This is a genomic window from Streptomyces sp. NPDC006335, assembly GCF_040612795.1.
In the GTDB taxonomy this organism is placed as follows: domain Bacteria; phylum Actinomycetota; class Actinomycetes; order Streptomycetales; family Streptomycetaceae; genus Streptomyces.
Genome location: NZ_JBEXQX010000001.1, coordinates 465,218 through 486,781 on the forward strand (window position 1 = coordinate 465,218; position 21,564 = coordinate 486,781).

The 21,564-nt window shown below is 69.5% G+C and carries 18 protein-coding genes and 1 riboswitch; of the genes, 5 read left to right on the forward strand and 13 right to left on the reverse strand.

Annotated features, from left to right (window positions below):
• Window positions 1-3: 3 nt before the first annotated feature.
• From ABZ098_RS02175 to ABZ098_RS02205, 7 genes are all read right to left on the reverse strand, one after another.
• On the reverse strand, window positions 4-2,145 hold the full coding sequence (locus ABZ098_RS02175; RefSeq protein WP_356586321.1) for a serine/threonine-protein kinase: 2,142 nt from the start codon (window positions 2,143-2,145) through the stop codon (window positions 4-6).
• Between the two features lie 68 nt (window positions 2,146-2,213).
• The gene (locus ABZ098_RS02180) at window positions 2,214-3,575 is read right to left on the reverse strand and encodes an aminotransferase class V-fold PLP-dependent enzyme (RefSeq protein WP_356586323.1); all 1,362 of its coding nucleotides are present in this window, start codon (window positions 3,573-3,575) and stop codon (window positions 2,214-2,216) included.
• Window positions 3,576-3,705: 130 nt separating this feature from the next.
• A riboswitch (SAM riboswitch) is annotated at window positions 3,706-3,822 on the reverse strand.
• Window positions 3,823-3,898: 76 nt separating this feature from the next.
• Window positions 3,899-4,963 (reverse strand): anthranilate phosphoribosyltransferase, encoded by a 1,065-nt coding sequence (trpD, locus tag ABZ098_RS02185; RefSeq protein ID WP_356586325.1) that lies wholly within the window; start codon window positions 4,961-4,963, stop codon window positions 3,899-3,901.
• 195 nt (window positions 4,964-5,158) lie between these two features.
• Window positions 5,159-6,796 (reverse strand): cytochrome bc complex cytochrome b subunit, encoded by a 1,638-nt coding sequence (locus ABZ098_RS02190; RefSeq protein ID WP_356586327.1) that lies wholly within the window; start codon window positions 6,794-6,796, stop codon window positions 5,159-5,161.
• The gene (locus ABZ098_RS02195) at window positions 6,793-7,848 is read right to left on the reverse strand and encodes a Rieske 2Fe-2S domain-containing protein (protein WP_356586329.1); all 1,056 of its coding nucleotides are present in this window, start codon (window positions 7,846-7,848) and stop codon (window positions 6,793-6,795) included. The genes ABZ098_RS02190 and ABZ098_RS02195 overlap by 4 nt, the downstream gene beginning before the upstream one ends.
• Entirely contained in the window at window positions 7,845-8,654 is an 810-nt protein-coding gene (locus ABZ098_RS02200; protein ID WP_356586331.1) for a c-type cytochrome, read from the reverse strand. The genes ABZ098_RS02195 and ABZ098_RS02200 overlap by 4 nt, the downstream gene beginning before the upstream one ends.
• Before the next feature lie 60 nt (window positions 8,655-8,714).
• Entirely contained in the window at window positions 8,715-9,335 is a 621-nt protein-coding gene (locus tag ABZ098_RS02205) for a heme-copper oxidase subunit III (protein WP_123988654.1), read from the reverse strand.
• Between the two features lie 145 nt (window positions 9,336-9,480).
• On the opposite strand from ABZ098_RS02205, the gene ABZ098_RS02210 reads away from it, so the two are divergent.
• Window positions 9,481-9,882: a hypothetical protein gene (locus ABZ098_RS02210; protein ID WP_356586333.1), complete on the forward strand. Its 402-nt coding sequence runs from the start codon at window positions 9,481-9,483 to the stop codon at window positions 9,880-9,882.
• 77 nt (window positions 9,883-9,959) lie between these two features.
• Here ABZ098_RS02210 and ABZ098_RS02215 read toward each other — a convergent pair whose 3' ends face one another.
• The 4 genes from ABZ098_RS02215 to coxB all read right to left on the reverse strand — a co-directional run bounded on the left by ABZ098_RS02215 (window position 9,960) and on the right by coxB (window position 14,447).
• Window positions 9,960-11,222 carry an Ig-like domain-containing protein gene (locus ABZ098_RS02215; protein ID WP_356586335.1) on the reverse strand — a complete coding sequence of 421 codons (1,263 nt, stop codon included), beginning with the start codon at window positions 11,220-11,222 and terminating at the stop codon, window positions 9,960-9,962.
• Between the two features lie 131 nt (window positions 11,223-11,353).
• A complete protein-coding gene (locus ABZ098_RS02220; RefSeq protein ID WP_356586337.1) occupies window positions 11,354-11,752 on the reverse strand; it encodes a cytochrome c oxidase subunit 4 in 399 nt (132 codons plus the stop codon).
• The gene (ctaD, locus tag ABZ098_RS02225) at window positions 11,749-13,491 is read right to left on the reverse strand and encodes a cytochrome c oxidase subunit I (protein ID WP_125188267.1); all 1,743 of its coding nucleotides are present in this window, start codon (window positions 13,489-13,491) and stop codon (window positions 11,749-11,751) included. The genes ABZ098_RS02220 and ctaD overlap by 4 nt, the downstream gene beginning before the upstream one ends.
• Complete coding sequence (gene coxB, locus ABZ098_RS02230; protein ID WP_356586339.1) at window positions 13,488-14,447, reverse strand: cytochrome c oxidase subunit II; 960 nt, start codon at window positions 14,445-14,447, stop codon at window positions 13,488-13,490. Before coxB ends, ctaD begins: the two co-directional genes overlap by 4 nt.
• A gap of 244 nt (window positions 14,448-14,691) precedes the next feature.
• Here coxB and ABZ098_RS02235 point away from each other — a divergent pair, with 244 nt between their 5' ends.
• Window positions 14,692-16,053, forward strand: a complete 1,362-nt coding sequence (locus tag ABZ098_RS02235; protein WP_356586341.1) for an aminotransferase class V-fold PLP-dependent enzyme — start codon at window positions 14,692-14,694, stop codon at window positions 16,051-16,053.
• A gap of 4 nt (window positions 16,054-16,057) precedes the next feature.
• On the opposite strand, the gene ABZ098_RS02240 is transcribed toward ABZ098_RS02235, so the two are convergent.
• The gene (locus ABZ098_RS02240) at window positions 16,058-17,032 is read right to left on the reverse strand and encodes a carbohydrate kinase family protein (RefSeq protein ID WP_356586343.1); all 975 of its coding nucleotides are present in this window, start codon (window positions 17,030-17,032) and stop codon (window positions 16,058-16,060) included.
• A 151-nt stretch (window positions 17,033-17,183) separates the two neighbouring features.
• Between ABZ098_RS02240 and ABZ098_RS02245 the strand changes: the two genes are divergently transcribed.
• Together ABZ098_RS02245 and ABZ098_RS02250 are read left to right on the forward strand one after the other, a co-directional pair.
• The gene (locus ABZ098_RS02245) at window positions 17,184-17,393 is read left to right on the forward strand and encodes a hypothetical protein (RefSeq protein ID WP_356586345.1); all 210 of its coding nucleotides are present in this window, start codon (window positions 17,184-17,186) and stop codon (window positions 17,391-17,393) included.
• Window positions 17,394-17,583: 190 nt separating this feature from the next.
• Window positions 17,584-19,659, forward strand: coding sequence for a hypothetical protein (locus ABZ098_RS02250; protein WP_356586347.1), 2,076 nt, complete (start codon window positions 17,584-17,586; stop codon window positions 19,657-19,659).
• 80 nt (window positions 19,660-19,739) lie between these two features.
• On the opposite strand, the gene ABZ098_RS02255 is transcribed toward ABZ098_RS02250, so the two are convergent.
• Window positions 19,740-20,096 (reverse strand): iron-sulfur cluster assembly accessory protein, encoded by a 357-nt coding sequence (locus tag ABZ098_RS02255; protein WP_020137379.1) that lies wholly within the window; start codon window positions 20,094-20,096, stop codon window positions 19,740-19,742.
• 265 nt (window positions 20,097-20,361) lie between these two features.
• Here ABZ098_RS02255 and nadA point away from each other — a divergent pair, with 265 nt between their 5' ends.
• Window positions 20,362-21,546: a quinolinate synthase NadA gene (nadA, locus tag ABZ098_RS02260; RefSeq protein ID WP_356586349.1), complete on the forward strand. Its 1,185-nt coding sequence runs from the start codon at window positions 20,362-20,364 to the stop codon at window positions 21,544-21,546.
• The last annotated feature ends 18 nt before the right edge of the window (window positions 21,547-21,564 follow it).

Sequence of the window (21,564 nt, forward strand, 5' to 3'; positions counted from 1 at the left end):
CGGCTAGGAGTCGAGCGCGAGCACCGTGATGCCGTCGGCGTTCGCGGCGTACACGCGGCCCTCCCGGACGACCGGGGTCTGGGTCCCGATGGACGCGCCGCCCTCGACGCGCCGGCGCCAGGTCTGCTTTCCCTCGCGGTTGACGCCGTAGAGCGTCGAACCGTGGCGCACGTAGACGGTGTCGCCGAAGACCGTGGGGTCGCTGTACTGGTTTCCCTCGTCGGTGAACCGGAAGGACCACACCGTCGATCCGTCGGCGGGGTCAAGGGCGACCAGTTCGTAGTCGGACGCGGTGACGCCCAGGCCGCCGAAGGGCACGCAGGTGAAGTAACGGCTGCCGTACACCTTGTCGTTGGTGACGTCCCACAGCGCTCTGCCCGTGCGGCTGATGCCGTGCAGCATCTGCTCGCCGCCCGATCCGACCACCAGCGTGTCGCCGACCAGGGCGGGCCGCCCGGTGTCGGAGCCGGCCTTCGTCGCCCACAGCCGCTCGCCGGTCTTCGCGTCCAGGGCCTGGACCTGGTCCCCGAACGTGCCGACGTACACCACGCCGTCCGCCACCACGGGTTCACCGGTGGGCGCGGGACCGGTCGGCGTGGACCAGCGCACACTGCCGTCGGGGGCGTAGGCCCGCACCCCGCCCGCGTCCGAGCCGTCGCCGTAGGACACCAGGACCAGCTGGCCGGCGGCGACCGGGAACTGGCTGTTCGCGGCGAACGACCTGGTCCAGCGGACCTTGCCGCCCCGGCCGAGCGCGCACAGCTTGGCGGCGCCCTCCTGGCCGTCCTCCAGCAGGCAGTACACGCCGTCGGCGGTGGCGAGCGGGGACATGGCCTCGGCGCCGAGCGAGGTCCGCCACACGGTCCGCCCGTCCAGGTCCAGCGCGTGCAGGGCGCCGTCCGTGCCGCCGACGTACACACGCGTGCCGTCCGGTGAGACGGCCGCGCAGGGGCCGCGCCGCCCACCGAGCCCCTCGACCTTGTACTGCCAGCCGGTCGCGGGCGTGCCCGTCGGGGAGCCCGCCCCGGCGGTCACGGATCCGTCCGGCGCGTCCCGTAGCCACAGCCATCCGCCCACGCCTCCGGCCGCCAACACCCCCGCGCCGCCCGTCACGGCCCGCAGCAGCCGGCGCCGGGACGGCGGGGCGGGCTGCGGCGGCACACGGGTGACCGCGTGAACCTCCGTGACGGTCACGGGCGCCACGTACTCGACCCGGCTCTCCCGCTCCCCCGAGTCGTGCGCGGGGACCCAGTGCGCCCCGCTCGCAGCGACCTCGGGCTGCTCGGCCGAGCCGGGCGCGTACCACCCCGGACGCAGGCCCGCGCGCAGCGACTCCGTCGTGTGTCCGGCGGCCGCGACCAGCTCCGCGGGCGTCGGCCGCGCGCCGGGGTCGTCCCGCAGACACGACTCCACCAGCGGCAGGTGTTCCTCCGGTACGGCGGTCAGGTCGACGTCACCGGTGAGGATCCGCAGCAGGACGACCGAGTCCTGCCCCTCGCCGAAGGGCTCCTTGCCGCCGCCGGCGTAGGCGAGGACCGCGCCCAGGGAGAAGACGTCACTGGCCGGCACCACCTGGGCGCCGTTGCGGATCTGCTCGGGCGAGAGATAGCCGACCGACCCGACGACCACGCCGGTCCGGGTCAGCGCGGTGCCCTCCAGGGCCCTGACGATCCCGAAGTCGATGACCCGGGGGCCGTCCGGCGCGAGCAGGATGTTGGAGGGCTTGAGGTCCCGGTGCACCAGGCCCTTGGCGTGGATCGCGGCGAGCGCCTCGGCGAGCGCGGCCGCCAGCAGCCGTACCGCGTCCGCGGGCAGCGGTCCCCGGTCGAGCACCGCGTCCCGCAGGTTGGGGCCCGCCACGAACTCGGTCGCCATCCACGGCCGCGCGGCCTCGGTGTCCGCGTCCACGACCCGCGCGGTGTACGTGCCGGCCCCGCCGACGGTCTGCGCGGCCCGCACCTCGTGCCGGAACCGGGCGCGGAAGGTGCGGTCCCCGGCGTGCTCGGCCCGTACGACCTTCACGGCCAGCCGCAGCCCGCCGCGCGCCTCGGCGAGGTACACCTCGCCCATGCCGCCGGAGCCGAGTCTGCCCAGGACCTCGTAGGGCCCGATGGTCCGCGGGTCCGTCTCGCGCAGCTCCTGCACCCCGTGCTCCCCCTGCTTTCCGTACGGCTGCTGAGGGGGAGCGTATACGCGCGCCGGCCGCCGCTGTCTCAGACGGCCGGGACGCAGCGGCCGTCCTCGGTGCGGTACGTCCACTTCGCACCGTCCGCGACCAGCTCCTTCACGGCCTGCACGAACCGCTCCACGTGCTCGTCCGGGGTGCCCGCGCCGAAGCTCACCCGGATCGCGTTGAGGGACTTCTCGCCGGGCGCCGCCTCGGGGGCGCCGCACTCGCCCTGGGACTGCGGGTCGCTGCCGAGGAGGGTGCGGACGAGCGGGTGGGCGCAGAAGAGGCCGTCGCGGACGCCGATGCCGTACTCGGCGGAGAGGGCGGCGGCGAAGTGGGAGCTGTTCCAGCCCTCGACGACGAAGGAGATCACACCGACGCGGGGGGCGTCGTCGCCGAAGAGAGACAGCACGCGGACCTCGGGGACGTCGGCGAGTCCCTGGCGGACCTTCTCGATCAGGTGCTGCTCGCGGGCCACGAGGGTGTCGAAGCCGGCTTCGGTGAGCGCCTTGCAGGCCGACGCGATGGAGTAGGCGCCGATGACGTTGGGCGAGCCCGCCTCATGGCGCGCGGCGCTCTCGTGCCACTCCACGTCCACTCCCCCGTCCTCGCGCCGGGTGACCTTGCGGCTGGCGCCGCCGCCCGCGAGGTAGGGGTCGGCGGCCTTCAGCCAGTCGGCGCGGCCCGCCAGGACGCCGGAGCCGAAGGGGGCGTACAGCTTGTGGCCGGAGAAGGCGACCCAGTCGACGTCGAGGTCACGGACGCTCACCGGGTGGTGCGGGGCGAGCTGGGCGGCGTCGAGGACGATGCGGGCGCCGTGGGCGTGAGCGGCCGCCGCGAGCTCCCGTACGGGCCACAGCTCACCGGTGACGTTGGAGGCGCCGGTGACGCAGACCAGGGCCGGGCCGTAGGGGTCCCGGTCGGCGAGGGCCTTCTCCAGCGTCTCCACGGCCTGGCGCGGGGTGCGCGGGGCGTCGAGGTAGCTGACCCTGGCGTCCTTCCAGGGGAGCAGGCTCGCGTGGTGCTCGGTCTCGAAGACGAAGACCTGGCAGTCGGCGGGGAGGGCGGCGGCGAGGAGGTTGAGCGAGTCGGTGGTCGACCGGGTGAAGATCAGCTGGTCGTCGTCGCGGCAGTCGAGGAACTCCGTGACGGTCTTGCGGGCGTTCTCGAACAGGTCCGTCGACAGCTGGGAGAGGTAGCCGGCACCGCGGTGGACGCTGCCGTAGTAGGGCGCGTAGGCCGCCACGTCGTCCCAGACCCGCTGGAGGGCGGGGGCGCTGGCCGCGTAGTCGAGGGCCGCGTAGGTGACCTCGCCGCCGGTGACGAGCGGGACGGTGACATCCCGTCCCAGAACGGGCAGCTGGGCACAAATGGTCTGGACGGAGGCAGCGGTGGAGACAGACATGGGGGACTCCCGTGACAAGAGAAAGGTGAAAGATGAGATGGGTGCGCGGAGGCGGGGCTCGGCGGCCCTATCGCATTCGCTTGCTCACGGAGGACTCCCTCGAACGACCAGGACCCCTGGTTTCGAGAGGGGCCCGCGCTTGCCGTGAACCTCGCTGCTCACGGCCTGGTCTTCACCCGGGGCACCCCGCCACGGACGGAGGGTTGCCGGACAGTCGGCCGGGGCCTCATGACTGTCACTCATGACCTGGTACAGGAACGTACGTGAAGTGATCGTCGTCCCGCAACCCGAGTCCGGATCGCGGGACGACACCCTGGTGGCGGTTACGCGTTGCTGGCGGCCACCCAGCGTTCCAGCGTCCGCTTCGCCGCGCCCGAGTCGATCGACTCGGCGGCCTTGTCCATCCCGGCCCGCAACTGCTCGGCCAGCGTCCCCGTCCCCGGGTCCAGGGCCACCAGCGCGGCCGCGGAGTTCAGGAGTACGGCGTCGCGGACCGGGCCCTTCTCGCCGTCCAGCAGGTGGCGGGCGACCTCCGCGTTGTACGCCGGGTCACCGCCGCGCAGGGCCTCCACCGGCACGAGGTCGAGGCCGACGTCGCGGGGGTCGAAGCTCTCCTCGGTGACCTTGCCGTCGCGGACGATCCAGACGCGGGAGGTCGACGTGGTCGTCAGCTCGTCGAGGCCGTCGTCACCCCGGAAGACCAGGGAGGAGTTGCCGCGCTCGGCGAAGACGCCCGCGACGACCGGGGCCATGCGCGGGTCCGCGACGCCGACCGCCTGGGAGCGCACCCGGGCGGGGTTGGTCAGCGGGCCGAGGATGTTGAACACCGTGCGGATGCCCAACTGCCCTCGTGCGGCGCCCGCGTGACGCAGCGCCGGATGGAACTTGATCGCGAAGCAGAACGTGATCCCGGCCTCCTCGGCCACCTCGGCCACCCGCTGCGGGGTCAGCTCCAGGTTGACGCCGAGCTTCTCCAGGACGTCCGAGGCACCGGACGCGGAGGAGGCGGCCCGGTTGCCGTGCTTGACGACCGTGGCACCGGTGCCGGCCACGACGATCGCCGACATGGTGGAGATGTTGACTGTCTTGGCGCCGTCGCCGCCGGTGCCGACGATGTCCACCGTCCGCCCGGGGACCTCGATCACGTTGGCGTGCGCGTACATCGTCCGCACGAGCCCGTTGATCTCCTCGACGGTCTCGCCCTTGGCCCGGAGGGCGACCACGAAGCCGGCGATCTGCGCGTCGGTCGCCTCGCCCTGCATGATCCGGTCCATCGCCCACGCCGTCGCGTCGGCACTCTGATCGCGGCCGTACAGCAGGGCGTTCAGCACCTCGGGCCAGGAACGGCCCGCCGCGATGTCGCCTCCAGCGGGGGTCACAGCGCTCATGGGGCCGCTCCAGATGTCGTAGAAAACCGTGCCCACACCCTATCCAGCCCGGAGCACGACACAGGGCCCCGTCCGGTGTTCGGACGGAACGCCCCCACCGAACCCGCACCCCATGGCACGGCACGGCGAAGGGCCCGTCCGGTGTGTCGGACGGGCCCTTCTACCGCGCGTGGCGAGCGCAGCGACAAGCAGGGATCAGTGGTGGCCGTGGCCGCTCGTGATCTCCTTGTACTCCTCGACGGTCGGCTTGGGGATCTGGGACTCCTCGCCGTAGTACGCCTCGCTCAGCTTGGCGCGCAGCTTCTCGGATCCCTTGACCTTGCGCTCGACGCCGTTCTCGTCGACCGTGGGGCCGATCTGCGCCGGTGCGTACTGCTCGTGCGCCGTGAGCGTGTGGAGCTGCTCCTGGCTGAGCGGCTCGTGCACCTCGATGAACTCACCGTGCGGCAGGCGCTTGATGATGCCGGACTCGCGGCCGTGCAGCACCTTGTCCTTGTCGCGGCGCTGGAGGCCGAGGCAGATCCGCTTGGTGGCGATGAACGCCAGGACCGGGGCGACGAAGAACGCGACCCGCACGAACCACGTGATGGCGTTGATCGACAGGTGGAAGTGGGTGGCCCAGAGGTCGTTTCCACCACCGATCAGCAGCACCATGTACCAGGTGATCCACGCGACACCGAACGCGGTCCGGGTCGGGGCGTTGCGCGGGCGGTCCAGGATGTGGTGCTCGCGCTTGTCGCCGGTGACCCAGGACTCGATGAACGGGTAGACCGCGATCGCGACCAGGACCAGCGGGAAGATCACCAGCGGGATGAACACACCCAGGACGAGCGTGTGGCCCCAGAAGTTGATCTCCCAGCCCGGCATGACACGGATCAGGCCCTCGGAGAAGCCCATGTACCAGTCCGGCTGGGCGCCCGTGGACACCTGGTCGGGACGGTAGGGGCCCATCGCCCAGATCGGGTTGATGGAGGCGATCGCCGCGATGACCGCGATGACACCGAAGACCAGGAAGAAGAAGCCTCCGGCCTTGGCCATGTAGACCGGCAGCAGCGGCATGCCGACCACGTTGTTGTTGGTCTTGCCGGGGCCCGCGAACTGCGTGTGCTTGTGGTAGAAGACCAGGATCAGGTGCGCCACCATCAGGCCGAGCATGATGCCCGGCAGCAGCAGGACGTGGATCGAGTAGAAGCGGGCCACGAAGTCGCCGCCCGGGAACTCTCCGCCGAACAGGAAGAACGACAGGTACGTGCCGACGATCGGCACGGACAGGATCGCGCCCTCCATGAAGCGGACACCGGTGCCGGAGAGCAGGTCGTCCGGGAGCGAGTAACCGGTGAAGCCGGTGAACATGCCCAGGACGAACAGCAGGAAGCCGAACAGCCAGTTGACCTCACGCGGCTTGCGGAACGCGCCCGTGAAGAACACACGCATCATGTGCACGAACATGCCGGCGAGGAAGATCAGCGCCGCCCAGTGGTGGATCTGCCGGATCAGCAGACCACCGCGCACATCGAAGGAGATGTGCATGGTCGAGTTGAACGCCTCGGACATCAGCTGTCCCTGCAGCGGGACGTAGCTGCCGTGGTACTCCACCTCGTTCATCGACGGGTGGAAGAACAGCGTCAGGTACACACCCGTGAGGATGATGATGATGAAGCTGTACATGCACACTTCGCCCAACATGAACGACCAGTGGTCGGGGAAGATCTTGCGCATGTTGGCCTTGGCCAGGGAGTAGATCCCCAGCCGGCCGTCGGCCCAGTCGGCGACGCGCTCGCCGGCCGGTGCCTTCCCGCGAGAGCGGGCCTCGGTGGACTCTGTAGTGCTCATCCGCGCTCCCAGAATGCAGGACCGACGGGCTCCTCGAAGTCGCCGAGCGCTTCGAGGTAACCCTGGTCGTTCACGCCGATGCGCAGCTGCGGCAGGGCGTGACCGGCGGGGCCGAAGATCACCCGGGCACCGTCGGAGAGGTCGAAGGTGGACTGGTGGCAGGGGCAGAGCACGTGGTGCGTCTGCTGCTCGTACAGGGAGATCGGGCAACCGACGTGGGTGCAGATCTTCGAGTACGCGACGATTCCCTCGTACGACCACTCGAGCTCGCGCTTGTCCTTGATGTTGTCCGGCTGGATGCGGACGATCATCAGGGCGGCCTTGGCGATCTCGGTCTGGAACTCCTCGTCGTGCTCCTCCAGGCCCTCGGGCTTGGCGAAGGTCAGCGAGCCGACCTGGACGTCGGAGGGGCGCAGCGGCTCGTTGGTGTTCATGTTGACGAGCTGGAGGCCCTTGCGCCACATGGTGTGGCGGAGCTTGGTGCCGGGCAGCGGGCCGAGGTCGCGCAGCAGCATGACGCCGGAGAGCGGGAACAGGGCCAGCGCGCCGAACATCGTGTTGCGGATCAGCTTGCGACGGCCGAGCGCCGACTCCTTGGCACCCTGCTTGAAGTCCGCGTGGACCTTCGCGCGGACCTCGGGGGACGCCTCGATCGGGTGACGCTCGTCGGCGATCTCCTCGTCGGACATCAGGGTGCGGGCCCAGTGGACCGCGCCCGCGCCGATCGCGAAGAGGGCGAGACCGAGGGTCAGGCCCAGCGCGAAGTTCAGCGCGTTGATGTGCCCGATCGGGAAGACGTAGATCGACTTGTCGTGGGGGATGCCCACGTACGAGGCGATGAACCCGACGGTGGCCAGCATCGACACCGTGAACAGCATGGCCACCGTGCGCTCGGACCGCCTGGCGGCCCGCTCGTCGATGTCCTGCACCCGGTGCTCGTGGGGCGGCAGGCCGGGGTCCGCGAACGGGTTCTTCTCGTCCGCGACGCCCACCGCGCCGTGCGCGTCCTGCTCTGCGGGCAGGTTCTCTTCTGGAATGTCTTGGCTACTCATGACTTCTTGGCCTTTGCGGTCCGAGCGGCGACCCAGACGGCGACCGCGATCAGCGCGCCGAGGCCGAAGATCCAGGCGAACAGGCCTTCGGAGACCGGGCCGAGACCGCCCAGCTCAAGGCCGCCGGGGCTCACGGTGTCGTCGCCGTTGACCGCGTTCAGGTACGCGATGATGTCCTTCTTGTTCTGCTCCGACAGCGTGGTGTCGGGGAACGACGGCATGTTCTGCGGGCCGGTCTGCATGGCCTCGTAGATGTGCTTCGGGTCGACGCCCTCGAGGCTCGGCGCGAACTTGCCGTGCGTCAGCGCGCCACCCTTGCCGGTGAAGTTGTGGCACTGGGTGCAGTTGTCGCGGAAGAGCTCGCCGCCCTTGGCGATGTCGGCGCCGTCGGGGCCGTACTGCGCCTCGGTCGGGATGCTCGGACCCGCGCCCAGCGAGGAGATGTACGCGGCGAGCTGGTCGATCTCGGCCTGCGTGTAGATGACCTTCTTGCGCGGAACCTGCGCACCCGGCTGCTGGGCCGGCATACGGCCGGTGCCGACCTGGAAGTCGACGGCCGCGGCGCCCACGCCCACCAGGCTCGGACCGTCGGAGGACCCCTGACCGCCGGTGCCGTGGCAGCTGGCACAGCCTACGGCGAAGAGCTTCTTGCCCTCGTCGATGGCCAGGGACTGGGCGGTTTCATCTGCCTTCGCCTTGTCCGCGGGGGCGAACACGGCGTACAGCCCCCCGGTGCATGCCAGCGCGAGGAGTAGGACGACGAGCGCCGCCAGCGGGTGGCGTCGTCGTGCGGAGAGCTTTTTCACGGATTACCCCGGTGTCAGGATCTTCTGCGTCGATGCTTGCGATGTCGGGAACGGGCCCGGCTACTTGATCATGTAGATCGTGGCGAAGAGGCCGATCCAGACGACGTCGACGAAGTGCCAGTAGTAGGACACGACGATGGCCGCGGTCGCCTGCTCGTGGGTGAACCTCTTGGCCGCGTAGGTACGCCCGAGAACGAACAGGAACGCGATGAGGCCGCCCGTCACGTGCATGCCGTGGAAGCCGGTGGTCAGGTAGAACACCGAGCCGTACGGGTCGGAGGAGAGCGAGAGCCCGTCCTTCTTCACCAGCTCCGTGTACTCGTAGATCTGACCGCCGATGAAGATCGCGCCCATGATGAAGGTGATGATGAACCAGCCCCGGAGCTTCTTCACATCACCGCGCTCGGCGGCGAAGACGCCGAGCTGACAGGTGAGGGAGGAGAGCACCAGGATCGTGGTGTTCGTCGCCGAGAACGGGAAGTTCAGGCTGTGCGCCATTTCCTTCCAGTGGTCGGGACCCGTCACCGATCGCAGGGTGAAGTACATCGCGAAGAGGGCCGCGAAGAACATCAGCTCGGAACTCAGCCAGATGATGGTTCCGACGCTGGTGAGGTTCGGTCGGTTGACCGACGGGTGCGCGTGCCCGGTTGTCTCTGTCGTTGCTGTCGCCACGACCGACATTATGTCGGTCGCTTATCCCGCCCTCACCCCGGGGGGTGCCGTTCGGAGTGTCTTGCTGCTCCGGACCGGTGTTGACGTGGTGTTCAAGGGAGTAGCATCCGGCCCAACGGGCCTGTCCTTACGACGCTGACGTCACGGAGGAACAATGCAGCCGACCGCCACGGTGCTGGTCTACAGCGACGATTCCAACACCCGCGAGCAGGTGCGGCTCGCCTCCGGGCGGCGACCGGCTCCGGACGTCCCGCTGGTCGAGTTCGTGGAGTGCGCCACGCCCGCGGCGGTGCTGAAGGAGCTGGACAGGGGCGGGATCGACGTCTGTGTGCTGGACGGGGAGGCCGTGCCGATGGGGGGCATGGGCCTGTGCCGGCAGATCAAGGACGAGGTGTTCGACTGCCCGCCGGTGCTGTTGCTGATCGGGCGGCCGCAGGACGCGTGGCTGGCGACGTGGAGCCGGGCGGAGGGTGCGGTGACCCATCCGGTGGACCCGGTGGAGTTCGCTGCGGCGCTGGCTTCTCTGCTGCGGGATCGGAAGGCTTTGAGCGCCTAGGAGCTCGGGCGGGCCTGTGGCCGGGCGGCTGCGGGTCCGTTGTGGCTTGTCGCGCAGTTCCCCGCGCCCCTGGGGAGTCACACTGACGTCGGTCGCAGCCGTGCCGTCTGGTCTGCGCTGGGGGCGTCCGGGGTGCCGGCCACCAGGGCGCTGCCCTCGCGCCACTTCTTCCAGTCCAGGTTCCAGTCGCCGAAGCCGTTGCCGAAGGGCTCCATGGTGCGGCCCTCGGAGTTGACGACCTGCACCACGTCGCCCTCGTGGACGGTCTCGAAGAACCACTCGGCGTTGGCCGTGCTCATGCCGGTGCAGCCGTGGCTGACGTTGGCGTAGCCCTGGGAGCCGACCGACCAGGGGGCGGCGTGGACGTACTCGCCGCTCCAGGTGACGCGGGTGGCGTAGTAGACCGGGAGGTCGTACGACTCCGAGGAGCCCTCGGCGATCCCGATGCTGGTGCCGCGCATACGTACGAAGTACTCCTTGCCCAGCACGACCTTGACGCCGTTGCGGGTGTCGAAGCCCGGTTTGCCGGTGGTGACCGGGAGCTCCTTGATGACCTCGTTGTTCTTGTAGACCTTCATCGAATGTGACGAGGCGTCCGTCACAGCGATGATCCGGTCGCCGGTGGTCAGCTTCAGAGCCTTGCCCTTGCCGCCCCAGAGCCGGTCGCCGATCTTGATGCCCTCCAGGTCGCTGCGGACCTGGATCGTGGCGTGGGCCGGCCAGTACTCCTTGGGGCGGTAGTGGAGTTCCTTGTCGTCCACCCAGTGCCAGGCGCCCGGTACGGCGGGCGTGGAGTCGACCCTGAGGGCACGCTCGACGACGGCCCGCTGCGCCTTGTCCTTGACGGGTCTGTCCAGCTTGGCGGTGACGGGCTGGCCGACGCCGTACGTGCCCGACTTGGGGCCGAAGGTGACGTTCAGGCGCGTCTTGCCGAGCGGTCTGCTGGTGTCGAAGTCGAGGACCTTGCGGCCCGGTGCCCCGTCCTCGTCCTCGGTGCTCACCCGGACCGTGTAATGGGCGTTCGCGGCCAGCGGGGAGGTGCTGCGCCAGCGGGTGCCGTCGGCGGAGAGTTCGCCCGCCACATGGCGGCCCGTGGCGTCCGTGGCCGTGACGTCGGTGATGCGGCCGTCGTCGTCCTCGGCGGTGATCTCGAGCGGCTTGTCCGGGTCTGCCTTCTCGTCGTCGTCCGTGGGCGCGTTGAAGGCGATCTGGTCCGCGGCGTCGTACGGCGTGGCCGCCAGCGGGTTCCCGTCGGACCCGCAGGCGGCGGCGCTCGCGCCGAGCGCGAGCACCAGCAGCGTGCAGCCGACGACGGTGCGGGTACGCGGTGCGTGGTTCATGACTTCACGCTAGGAAGCCGCGTCAAGAACGGCACGCCGGGTGACTCGTACGAGGGATCCCGATTGCGGCAAACGCAGGAGCCCGGACGCTCCTGACGGAGTGTCCGGGCTCCTGACGAGCTCAGCTCGTGCTACTGGGTGCGGTTCTCACCGCGGTAGTACTCGAAGACCCAGCCGTACAGGCCGATCATGATCACCGGCACCGAGAAGTACAGCAGCCACCAGCCGATCGCGACCGACAGGAAGGCGAGGGCACCGCCGGCGCCCAGGGCGAGCGGCTGCCAGCTGTGCGGGCTGAAGAACCCGACCTCGCCGGCGTCGTCCGCGACGTCGGCCTCCTTGTTGTCCTGCGCGCCGGCGTCCACCCGCTTGGCCGTGAAGCCCAGGTAGAAGCCGATCATGATGGACAGACCGAAGGCCAGGAAGAGCGCGGTGGTACCGGCCGGCTCCTTCGACCACACGCCATAGACGATCGCCATGGCGAGGATGAAGATGCTCAGCCAGAAGAACATCCGTCCCTGGATCTTCACTTCCCGGCCTCCTTGCCGCCGTTGCCGGCCAGAGCCTTCTCACCGTGACCGGCGTTCTCGAGCTGGTCGAGCGCGGCGATCTCCGGGTGGTGCAGGTCGAACGCCGGGGATTCGCTGCGGATCCGCGGCAGGGTGAGGAAGTTGTGGCGCGGCGGCGGGCAGGAGGTCGCCCACTCGAGGGAGCGGCCGTAGCCCCACGGGTCGTCGACGCCGACCGGCTTGCCGTACTTGGCCGTCTTCCACACGTTGTAGAGGAACGGCAGGATCGACAGGCCGAGCACGAAGGAGCTGATCGTCGAGATCGTGTTCAGGGCGGTGAAGCCGTCGGCCGCCAGATAGTCGGCGTACCGGCGCGGCATGCCCTCGGCGCCCAGCCAGTGCTGGACCAGGAAGGTGCCGTGGAAGCCGATGAACAGCGTCCAGAACGTGATCTTTCCGAGGCGCTCGTCGAGCATCTTGCCGGTGAACTTCGGCCACCAGAAGTGGAAGCCGGAGAACATCGCGAAGACGACGGTGCCGAACACCACGTAGTGGAAGTGCGCCACCACGAAGTACGAGTCCGAGACGTGGAAGTCCATCGGGGGCGAGGCCAGGATGACACCGGTCAGACCACCGAAGGTGAAGGTGATCAGGAAGCCGGTGGCCCAGAGCATCGGGGTCTCGAAACTCAGGGACCCCTTCCACATCGTTCCGATCCAGTTGAAGAACTTCACGCCCGTCGGGACGGCGATCAGGAACGTCATGAAGGAGAAGAACGGCAGGAGCACACCGCCGGTGACGTACATGTGGTGGGCCCACACCGTCACGGACAGACCCGCGATCGCGATGGTCGCCGCGATCAGACCCATGTAGCCGAACATCGGCTTGCGGGAGAAGACCGGGATGACCTCGGAGATGATGCCGAAGAACGGCAGGGCGATGATGTACACCTCTGGGTGGCCGAAGAACCAGAAGAGGTGTTGCCAGAGCAACGCTCCGCCGTTCGCCGCGTCGAAGACGTGTGCCCCGAATTTCCGATCCGCCTCCAGCGCGAACAGCGCGGCGGCGAGGACGGGGAAGGCGAGCAGGACCAGCACCGCGGTCAGCAGCACGTTCCACACGAAGATCGGCATGCGGAACATGGTCATGCCGGGCGCGCGCATGCAGATGATCGTGGTGATGAAGTTGACCGCACCGAGGATCGTGCCGAAGCCGGAGAAGGCCAGACCCATGATCCACAGGTCGGCGCCGACGCCCGGGCTGCGGACCGCGTCCGACAGCGGGGAGTAGGCGAACCAGCCGAAGTCGGCCGCGCCCTGCGGGGTGAGGAAGCCACCGACCGCGATCGTCGAGCCGAACAGGTAGAGCCAGTAGGCGAACATGTTCAGCCGCGGGAACGCCACGTCGGGCGCGCCGATCTGCAGCGGCATGATCCAGTTGGTGAAGCCGGCGAACAGCGGCGTCGCGAACATCAGCAGCATGATCGTGCCGTGCATCGTGAACGCCTGGTTGAACTGCTCGTTCGACATGATCTGCAGGCCCGGCCGGGCCAGCTCGGCGCGCATGAAGAGCGCCATCACGCCGCCGATCAGGAAGAACGCGAACGACGTGACCAGGTACAGCGTCCCGATCGTCTTGTGGTCAGTGGTGGTGAGCCACTTGATGACCACGCTGCCGCGGTTCTGGCGCCGGACCGGCAGCTCGTCCGTGTAGTGGGACCCTGCTGCCGCGGCACCCTGGGGTTCGTTGAGGATGCTCACAGGTTCGTCGTCTCCCGGTCCTTCTCATGGGCGGTCTGCTCGATGCCCGCGGGAACGTAACCGGTCTGCCCCTTCTTCGCGAGGTCCTTGAGGTGCTGCTCGTAGCGCTCGGGGGAGACGACCTTCACGTTGAACAGCATCCGGGAGTGGTCGACGCCGCAGAGCTCGGCGCACTTGCCCATGAAGGTGCCCTCCTTGTTCGGAGTCACCTCGAAGGCGTTGGTGTGACCCGGGATGACGTCCTGCTTCATCAGGAACGGCACCACCCAGAAGGAGTGGATGACGTCACGCGAGGTGAGGACGAAGCGGACCGTCTTGCCCTTGGGGAGCCAGAGGGTCGGGCCGGGGTTGCCGGTCTGCGGGTTCCTCGTGGCGGGCGTCCCGAAGTCGTAGACACCGCCGGCGTTCGCCGGGAAGGCGTTCTTGAACCGGGTCGGAATCGCGGCCAGGTTCTTGTCCGTCTTCGCGTCACCCGTGGAACCCGCGACGGGCTCGATGTAGTTGAAGGCCCAGCTCCACTGGTAGCCGACGACGTTGATGGTGACGTCGGGCTGCTTCTTGAGGCTGAGGAGCTTCGACTCGTCGCGGGCCGTGAAGTAGAAGAGGACCGAGACGATGACGAGCGGAACCACGGTGTACAGCGCCTCGATGGGCATGTTGTACCGGGTCTGCGGAGGTACCTCGACCTTGGTGCGGCTGCGCCGGTGGAAGATGGCGCTCCAGATGATCAGACCCCACACCAGCACGCCGACGGCGAGCGCGGCAGCCCAGGAGCCCTGCCACAGGGAGAGGATCCGCGGAGCCTCTTCCGTGGTCGGGGTGGGCATACCAAGGCGGGGGAAGTCCTTGTATGTGCAACCGGTGGCGGTCGCCAGGACCAGGCCCGCGGTCATTGCCTGCAGCAGCTTCCGCCGCATCGGGCGCCGCGGCGAGCGGTCGGAGCCGTTGGGACTCACGTAGCGCCTTCCCGAGAGTCTCGCCCGCGCGTACGGCTGCGGCCTGGCCCTACTCGGTGGTCGGTCGCCGCCCTGCGTCGGGCAGGGGTTTGGATGTTTATGCGGACCAAACCCTAGCCGACGCTCTCCGAGGGTTCGCGGGGAGGGGTGCCTACTGGGTCGGGGGTTCGCTGGATTGGCGGCTGCGGGTCTGTTGTGGCTGGTCGCGCAGTTCCCCGCGCCCCTTGGGGGTTAGCGTTGCCGTGTGTCCTACTTCGACGCTGCTTCCGGTGCTCCGCTCCATCCTGTCGCCCGTCAGGCGCTGTTGGCGTCCTTGGACGAAGGGTGGGCTGATCCCTCTCGGTTGTACCGGGAAGGGCGGCGGGCCCGGTTGTTGCTGGACGCTGCTCGGGAGGCCGCTGCCGAGGCAGTGGGGTGTCGGCCCGATGAACTGACGTTCACCTCGTCCGGGACGCAGGCCGTGCACAGCGGGATCGCCGGGGCGATGACTGGTCGTCGGCGGGTCGGACGTCACCTGATCGTGTCAGCCGTCGAACACTCCTCGGTCCTGCATTCGGCGGAGCTGTTCGAGGTGACCGAGGTGCCGGTGGACCGTACGGGGGCAATCCGTGCGCGGTCCTACGCCGATGCCCTGCGCCCCGACACCGCGCTGGCCTGTCTCCAGTCGGCCAACCACGAGGTGGGGACCGTGCAGCCGGTTGCCGAGGTGGCCGCGGTGTGCCGGGAGGCCGGGGTGCCGTTGCTGGTGGACGCGGCGCAGTCGCTCGGGTGGGGGCCGGTCGAGGGCGAGTGGTCCCTGCTGACCGCCAGCGCGCACAAGTGGGGCGGGCCGTCGGGGGTCGGTCTGCTCGTCGTCCGAAAAGGTGTCCGGTTCTCGCCCCAGGGACCGGCCGACGAGCGGGAGTCGGGGCGGGCGCCGGGCTTCGAGAACCTGCCGGCGATCGTCGCGGCGGCGGCCTCGCTGCGGGCGGTGCGGGCCGAGGCGGCCCAGGAGGCGGCGCGGCTGCGGGAACTGACGGCGCGGATCCGCTCGCGTGTGCCCCGGCTGGTGCCGGATGTGGACGTGGTGGGCGATCCCGAGCGGCGACTGCCGGGGATCGTCACCTTCTCCTGTCTCTATGCCGACGGGGAGACACTTCTGCACGAGCTGGACCGGGCGGGTTTCTCCGTTTCCTCCGGTTCGTCCTGCACGAGCAGCACGCTGACGCCGAGCCATGTGCTCAAGGCGATGGGGGTGCTGAGTGAGGGGAATGTGCGGGTGTCGTTGCCGTTCGGGGCGGTCTCCGAGGAGGTCGACCGGTTCCTGGAGGTGCTGCCGGGGGCGGTGGCGGCGGTACGGGAGAAGCTGGGAGCCCCCGTGCCGGCGACCGCGGTCCACGAGGACTCCCTCGTCGTGGACGCCCTGGGCAAGCGGTGCCCGATCCCGGTCATCGAACTCGCGAAGGTGATCGGTGACGTGCCGGTGGGCGGGACCGTCCGGGTCCTCTCGGACGACGAGGCGGCCCGCCTGGACATCCCGGCGTGGTGCGAGATGCGGGAGCAGGAGTACGTGGGAGAGGAGCCGGCGGACCAGGGTTCCGCTTACGTGGTCCGCCGGATCTCCTAGCCGGTCACTTGAGGTGGGTGCGGACCTCTTCGGCGGCCTCGTCGCCGTACGCCTTGGTGAACCGCTCCATGAAGTTGGCGCGCCGCAGCCGGTACTCCTGGGTCCCCACGGTCTCGATGACGAGCGTGGCGAGCATGCAGCCCACCTGGGCCGCCCGCTCCAGGGAGACGCCCCAGGCGAGGCCCGACAGGAACCCGGCGCGGAACGCGTCGCCGACGCCCGTGGGGTCGGCCTTGCGCTCCTCCTCCGGGCAGCCGACGACGATCGGCTCCTCGCCGACCCGGTCGATCCGTACGCCCTGCGCCCCGAGCGTGGTGACCCGGTGGCCGACCTTCGCGAGGATCTCCTCGTCGGACCAGCCCGTCTTGGACTCGATGAGCCCCTTCTCGTACTCGTTGGAGAAGAGGTAGGTGGCGCCGTCCAGGAGGATCCGGATCTCGTCGCCGTTCATCCGGGCGATCTGCTGGGAGAAGTCCGCGGCGAACGGGATGCCGCGGGACCGGCACTCCTCGGTGTGGCGGAGCATCGCCTCGGGGTCGTCGGCGCCGATGAGGACGAGGTCGAGGCCGTCCACGCGGTCGGCGACCGTCTTGAGCTCGATCTGGCGGGCCTCGCTCATCGCGCCCGTGTAGAAGGAGCCGATCTGGTTGTGGTCGGAGTCGGTGGTGCACACGAAGCGGGCGGTGTGCAGCGTCTCGGAGATCCGGACGGACGCGGTGTCGACGCCGTGCCGGTCGAGCCAGGCGCGGTACTCGTCGAAGTCGAAGCCCGCGGCGCCGACGAGGATCGGGTTGGTGCCCAGCTGGCCCATGCCGAAGGCGATGTTCGCGCCCACGCCTCCCCTGCGGACGTCGAGGTTGTCGACCAGGAAGGAGAGCGAGACCGTGTGCATCTGGTCCGCGACGAACTGGTCGGCGAAGCGGCCGGGAAACGTCATGAGGTGGTCGGTGGCGATGGAGCCGGTGACTGCGATACGCACGGCGTGGCTCTCCTGAGGGAGGGTGTATTGACGGTTAACGCTATCGGGTCCGTATGGAGTACTGCGAGGCGACCGACGGAGCGGTGAAGCAGGTAAAACTACCCGATAGTAGATCTTTCTTCGCAAGCTCCGGCGTGCTTACGGTTCCGTCATGACGAACCTTGAGCTGTACGCGTCCACCTCGGCCGACCTGGACGGGGACCTCGCCTCGCTGCGGGGCGACTGTGCCCGGATGGCCCCGCACTGGGCGGTTCCCGACCGAATCGTCGCCGTTCCGGTTTCTCCCTCGCTCATCCACGGCGTGTCGGTTCCCGAGGACTCCGCACGACTGCTGGAGGCGATGTCGGAGTACGGCGACTGAGCCACACGGCTGAGTCACGCGGCTGCGTCACGGCGCGTGCGTCGGCGCGTTCGAGGGAACCGCGCGCTCCCCCGCTGCGTCCCATCGCCGTCCCCCGGAAAGGGGATGCGGGATACGACCCGTTCGCCGACCTTTTTGACAGGGTCGGGTCAGGGTCGAGGGACAGTTGCGCGGCAGAAGGAGCGATGCGGTGAACACCGAGCGACCCGACAACAACGACCCCGGCGAGGCCTCCGGCGGCGGGGACGGGAGCGCCGCGGAAGCGCACGGTGCCGGTGAAGCGAGCGCTGCGGAGGGGCGGGGTTCCGAGGTCTCTGAGGTCTCTGAGGTCTCGGAGGTCTCAGCGGACGAGGGGGCGAGCGACGCCGGGGCAGGTCAGGGCGGTGAGGCCGAGGGGGCCGGGAAGGCTTCCGGTGCGGAAGAAAGCTCGGCCGGACACGCCGGGGGAGTCGCCGACGCCGACACGGACGACGTCCCGGCCTCGGGCACCGGAGCCGCCGGCGCCGGGCCGGAGGACTCCGAGAGCCCCGACGTCCCAACCGATCCGGACAGGCTCACGGTCTCGGTCTCCGAGACCGCCGCCGCCGACGAGCCCGCGGGCCTCGCTCACCCACGACCGTCCGCCGGCACGGACGGCGCACCGGTCTCCGAACCGGGTGGCCGCGTCGACCCCGCACCGGATGGGGATGCCGATGCCGACGTACCCGCAACCCTCGGCACCGACGCCGACGCCGATGCCGGTCAGGATCAGGCTCCCCCCGCTCCTCGTCTCCCCGACTCCGAGATCCCCCGGCACCAGGGTGCCGAGGCTCCCCGCTCGCCCCGGCATCGGTCCCCCGTCGCCATCGCCGCCGTGGCCGCCGCCGTGCTGGTGGTCGGTGGTGGTGGGGCGTACCTCGCCGCCAGTGCCTCCGGAGGGTCCGGTGAGGGCACGACCTCCGGTGCGTCCGGTGACAGCACTCCGCCCCCGCTCGCGCTGGACGGTTACAGCGCGAGCGGTGGCTCCGGCAACGGGATCGCGCCGGGGGAGCCGAATCCGTACGGCGCGACCTATCGCGTGGAGGGGAGCCTGCCGGACGGACCCGACGCGGCGCCGGTCCACCGGGCCCAGGGGCAGGTCACCGAGGGTGAGGTGGCGCGGCTCGCCAAGGCGCTCGGGGTGGACGGGACGCCGGTGGCGCAGGGGCAGGTCTGGCGGGTCGGGGTCAAGGACGGTTCGGGGCCGAGTCTCCAGGTGAACCGGCTGGCGCCGGGCGCGTGGACCTTCCAGCGCTACTCCCCCGTGATCGACAACTGCGCGAGCGCCACCGTGTGCGGGAAGAAGCCCGAGAGCTCCACCGGCTCTCCGGTGAGCGAGGCGGTCGCGGAGAAGGCCGCCGCGCCGGTGCTGAAGGCGGTGGGCCAGGGCGCCGCGAAGTTGGACGCGAGCCAGGTCATGGGCGCCCAGCGGGTCGTGAACGCCGATCCGGTGGTGGGCGGGCTGCCCACGTACGGCTGGGCGACCGGCGTCACCGTGAACGGCCAGGGTGAAGTGGTCGGCGGTACCGGCCAGTTGAAGGCACCGGTGAAGAGCGCCACGTATCCCGTGCTGAGCGCCGAGAAGACGCTGGGCCTGCTGAACAAGGTGCCCGCGGCCGGTCACCGCATGGGCATCGGCGGCTGCGCCAGTCCCGTACCGCTGAAGGACCGCCTTGAGGCGCCCTGCGGGGAGTCGACGGGGAGTCCGGCGACGAGCACGCTCACCGTCGAGAAGGCGGTGTTCGGGCTGGCGTCGCACTTGGTCGGCGGTCGGCCGGCGCTCGTGCCGTCCTGGCTGTTCGAGGTGCGGGCGACGGGCGCGAAGGACGCCTTCACGGTGACGTATCCGGCGGTCGACCCGAGGTACCTCGCCTCCCCCGCGACCGCCACGCCGACCGCGCCCGCCTCCCCCACCGCGCCCTCCGACCGGCCCACCTCCGCGCCGAAGACGCGGGACGTCGAGGTGGACGGGTACACCGCCGAGGGCGACGAGCTGACCGTGAGCTTCACGGGCGGGGTGTGCGGGGACTACACGGCGAAGGCGAGCGAGAGCGCGGACGAGGTGAAGGTCACCGTGACCTACACGCCGTGGCCGGACAAGGTCTGCATCATGATCGCCAAGGAGATGCAGAAGACGGTGCCGCTCGACGAGCCGCTCGGCGACCGCCAGGTCGTGGGCTCGGACGGCAAGGCCATCCCGCTGAAGAAGGCGGGGGCGCGACTGCCGGAGACCTCCGGGGCCCGCTAGCCCCGGAGACGCGCGAAGGCGGCGGCCCCGTCGGAGGGGGCCGCCGCCTTCTGTCGCTCGGGACCGGTGCGGACTCCGGGCTAGCTGAAGGAGTCGCCGCAGGCGCAGGAGCCGGTCGCGTTCGGGTTGTCGATCGTGAAGCCCTGCTTCTCGATGGTGTCCACGAAGTCGATGGACGCGCCACCCAGGTACGGGGCGCTCATGCGGTCGGTGACGACCTTGACGCCACCGAAGTCCTTGACGACGTCGCCGTCGAGGGAACGCTCGTCGAAGAAGAGCTGGTAACGCAGGCCGGAGCAGCCGCCGGGCTGAACGGCGACGCGCAGGGCCAGGTCGTCACGGCCTTCCTGGTCGAGCAGGGCCTTGACCTTCGCCGCGGCGGCGTCGGACAGGATGATGCCGTCGGTGACGGTGCCGGTCTCGTCCGATACGGACATCTACATCTCTCCCGGGTTGTACGGAGACTGCTTGCCGACTGGTGCAACCGGCAAGGCCGCGGATTCATTCCGGGCCGGACGCCGGTTTTCCGGCGCCTTCTTCATGCTCGCACATGCGGCCGTGAGCAGAAAACGTCTCGTCGAGGCCCCGGGAGCGCCTTTTCGGGATTCACGTCACATCGACGCAATGACCATCGTCAAAGTGACGTGAACCGGGTTATGATAGATAACGTCAGTTCGACGAAAAGTAGAAAGGGTGCGTGTCGTGACCACCGCCCAGACCACGGAGCTCGACGTACAGCCGACTCCGCTCGCCCTGTTGCTGCTCGGCCGCGAGGCCGACCCGAAGAGCGAGCGGGGCGTCGAGTGTCCCGGCGATCTGCCCTCGCCGTCCGACCCCGACCTGGTCGAGCGCGCCCGCGCGGCCAAGGAGAAGCTCGGCGACAAGGTGTTCGTCCTCGGCCACCACTACCAGCGTGACGAGGTCATCCAGTTCGCCGACGTCACGGGCGACTCCTTCAAGCTGGCCCGGGACGCGGCCGCCCGCCCGGAGGCCGAGTACATCGTGTTCTGCGGTGTGCACTTCATGGCCGAGTCGGCGGACATCCTCACCTCCGACGACCAGAAGGTGGTCCTGCCCGACCTCGCCGCCGGCTGCTCCATGGCCGACATGGCGACGGCCGAGCAGGTCGCCGAGTGCTGGGACGTGCTCACCGACGCGGGCATAGCCGAGCAGGTCGTGCCGGTGTCGTACATGAACTCCTCCGCTGACATCAAGGCGTTCACGGGCAAGCACGGCGGCACCATCTGCACGTCGTCCAACGCCAAGAAGGCTCTTGAGTGGGCCTTCGAACAGGGTGAGAAGGTGCTGTTCCTCCCCGACCAGCACCTCGGCCGCAACACCGCGGTCCGCGACATGGGCATGTCCCTGGAGGACTGCGTCCTCTACAACCCGCACAAGCCGAACGGCGGCCTGACCGCCGAGCAGCTCCGGGACGCGAAGATGATCCTGTGGCGCGGGCACTGCTCGGTGCACGGCCGCTTCTCGCTGGAGTCCGTGGAGGACGTGCGCGCCCGCATCCCCGGTGTGAACGTCCTCGTCCACCCCGAGTGCAAGCACGAGGTCGTGGCCGCGGCGGACTACGTCGGCTCGACGGAGTACATCATCAAGGCGCTGGAGGCGGCCCCGGCCGGCTCGAAGTGGGCCATCGGCACGGAGCTCAATCTCGTACGACGCCTCGCGAACCGTTTCGCCCCCGAGGGCAAGGAGATCGTCTTCCTCGACAAGACGGTCTGCTTCTGCTCGACCATGAACCGCATCGACCTGCCCCACCTGGTGTGGACCCTGGAGTCCTTGGCCGAGGGCAAGCTCGTCAACCGGATCGAGGTCGACAAGGAGACCGAGGCGTTCGCGAAGCTGGCCCTGGAGCGGATGCTGGCGCTGCCGTAGCACCGCGGTCGCAAGCGC

What these genes read in the sequence shown, in the direction of transcription:
- trpD (WP_356586325.1), bottom strand. Translation starts at nt 4,963, where the DNA reads ATGAGCGCTGTGACCCCCGCTGGAGGCGACATCGCGGCGGGCCGTTCC.
- ABZ098_RS02180 (WP_356586323.1), bottom strand. Translation starts at nt 3,575, where the DNA reads ATGTCTGTCTCCACCGCTGCCTCCGTCCAGACCATTTGTGCCCAGCTG.
- ABZ098_RS02190 (WP_356586327.1), bottom strand. Translation starts at nt 6,796, where the DNA reads ATGAGCACTACAGAGTCCACCGAGGCCCGCTCTCGCGGGAAGGCACCG.
- ABZ098_RS02215 (WP_356586335.1), bottom strand. Translation starts at nt 11,222, where the DNA reads ATGAACCACGCACCGCGTACCCGCACCGTCGTCGGCTGCACGCTGCTG.
- ABZ098_RS02205 (WP_123988654.1), bottom strand. Translation starts at nt 9,335, where the DNA reads ATGTCGGTCGTGGCGACAGCAACGACAGAGACAACCGGGCACGCGCAC.
- ABZ098_RS02245 (WP_356586345.1), top strand. Translation starts at nt 17,184, where the DNA reads ATGACGAACCTTGAGCTGTACGCGTCCACCTCGGCCGACCTGGACGGG.
- ABZ098_RS02210 (WP_356586333.1), top strand. Translation starts at nt 9,481, where the DNA reads ATGCAGCCGACCGCCACGGTGCTGGTCTACAGCGACGATTCCAACACC.
- ABZ098_RS02255 (WP_020137379.1), bottom strand. Translation starts at nt 20,096, where the DNA reads ATGTCCGTATCGGACGAGACCGGCACCGTCACCGACGGCATCATCCTG.
- ABZ098_RS02195 (WP_356586329.1), bottom strand. Translation starts at nt 7,848, where the DNA reads ATGAGTAGCCAAGACATTCCAGAAGAGAACCTGCCCGCAGAGCAGGAC.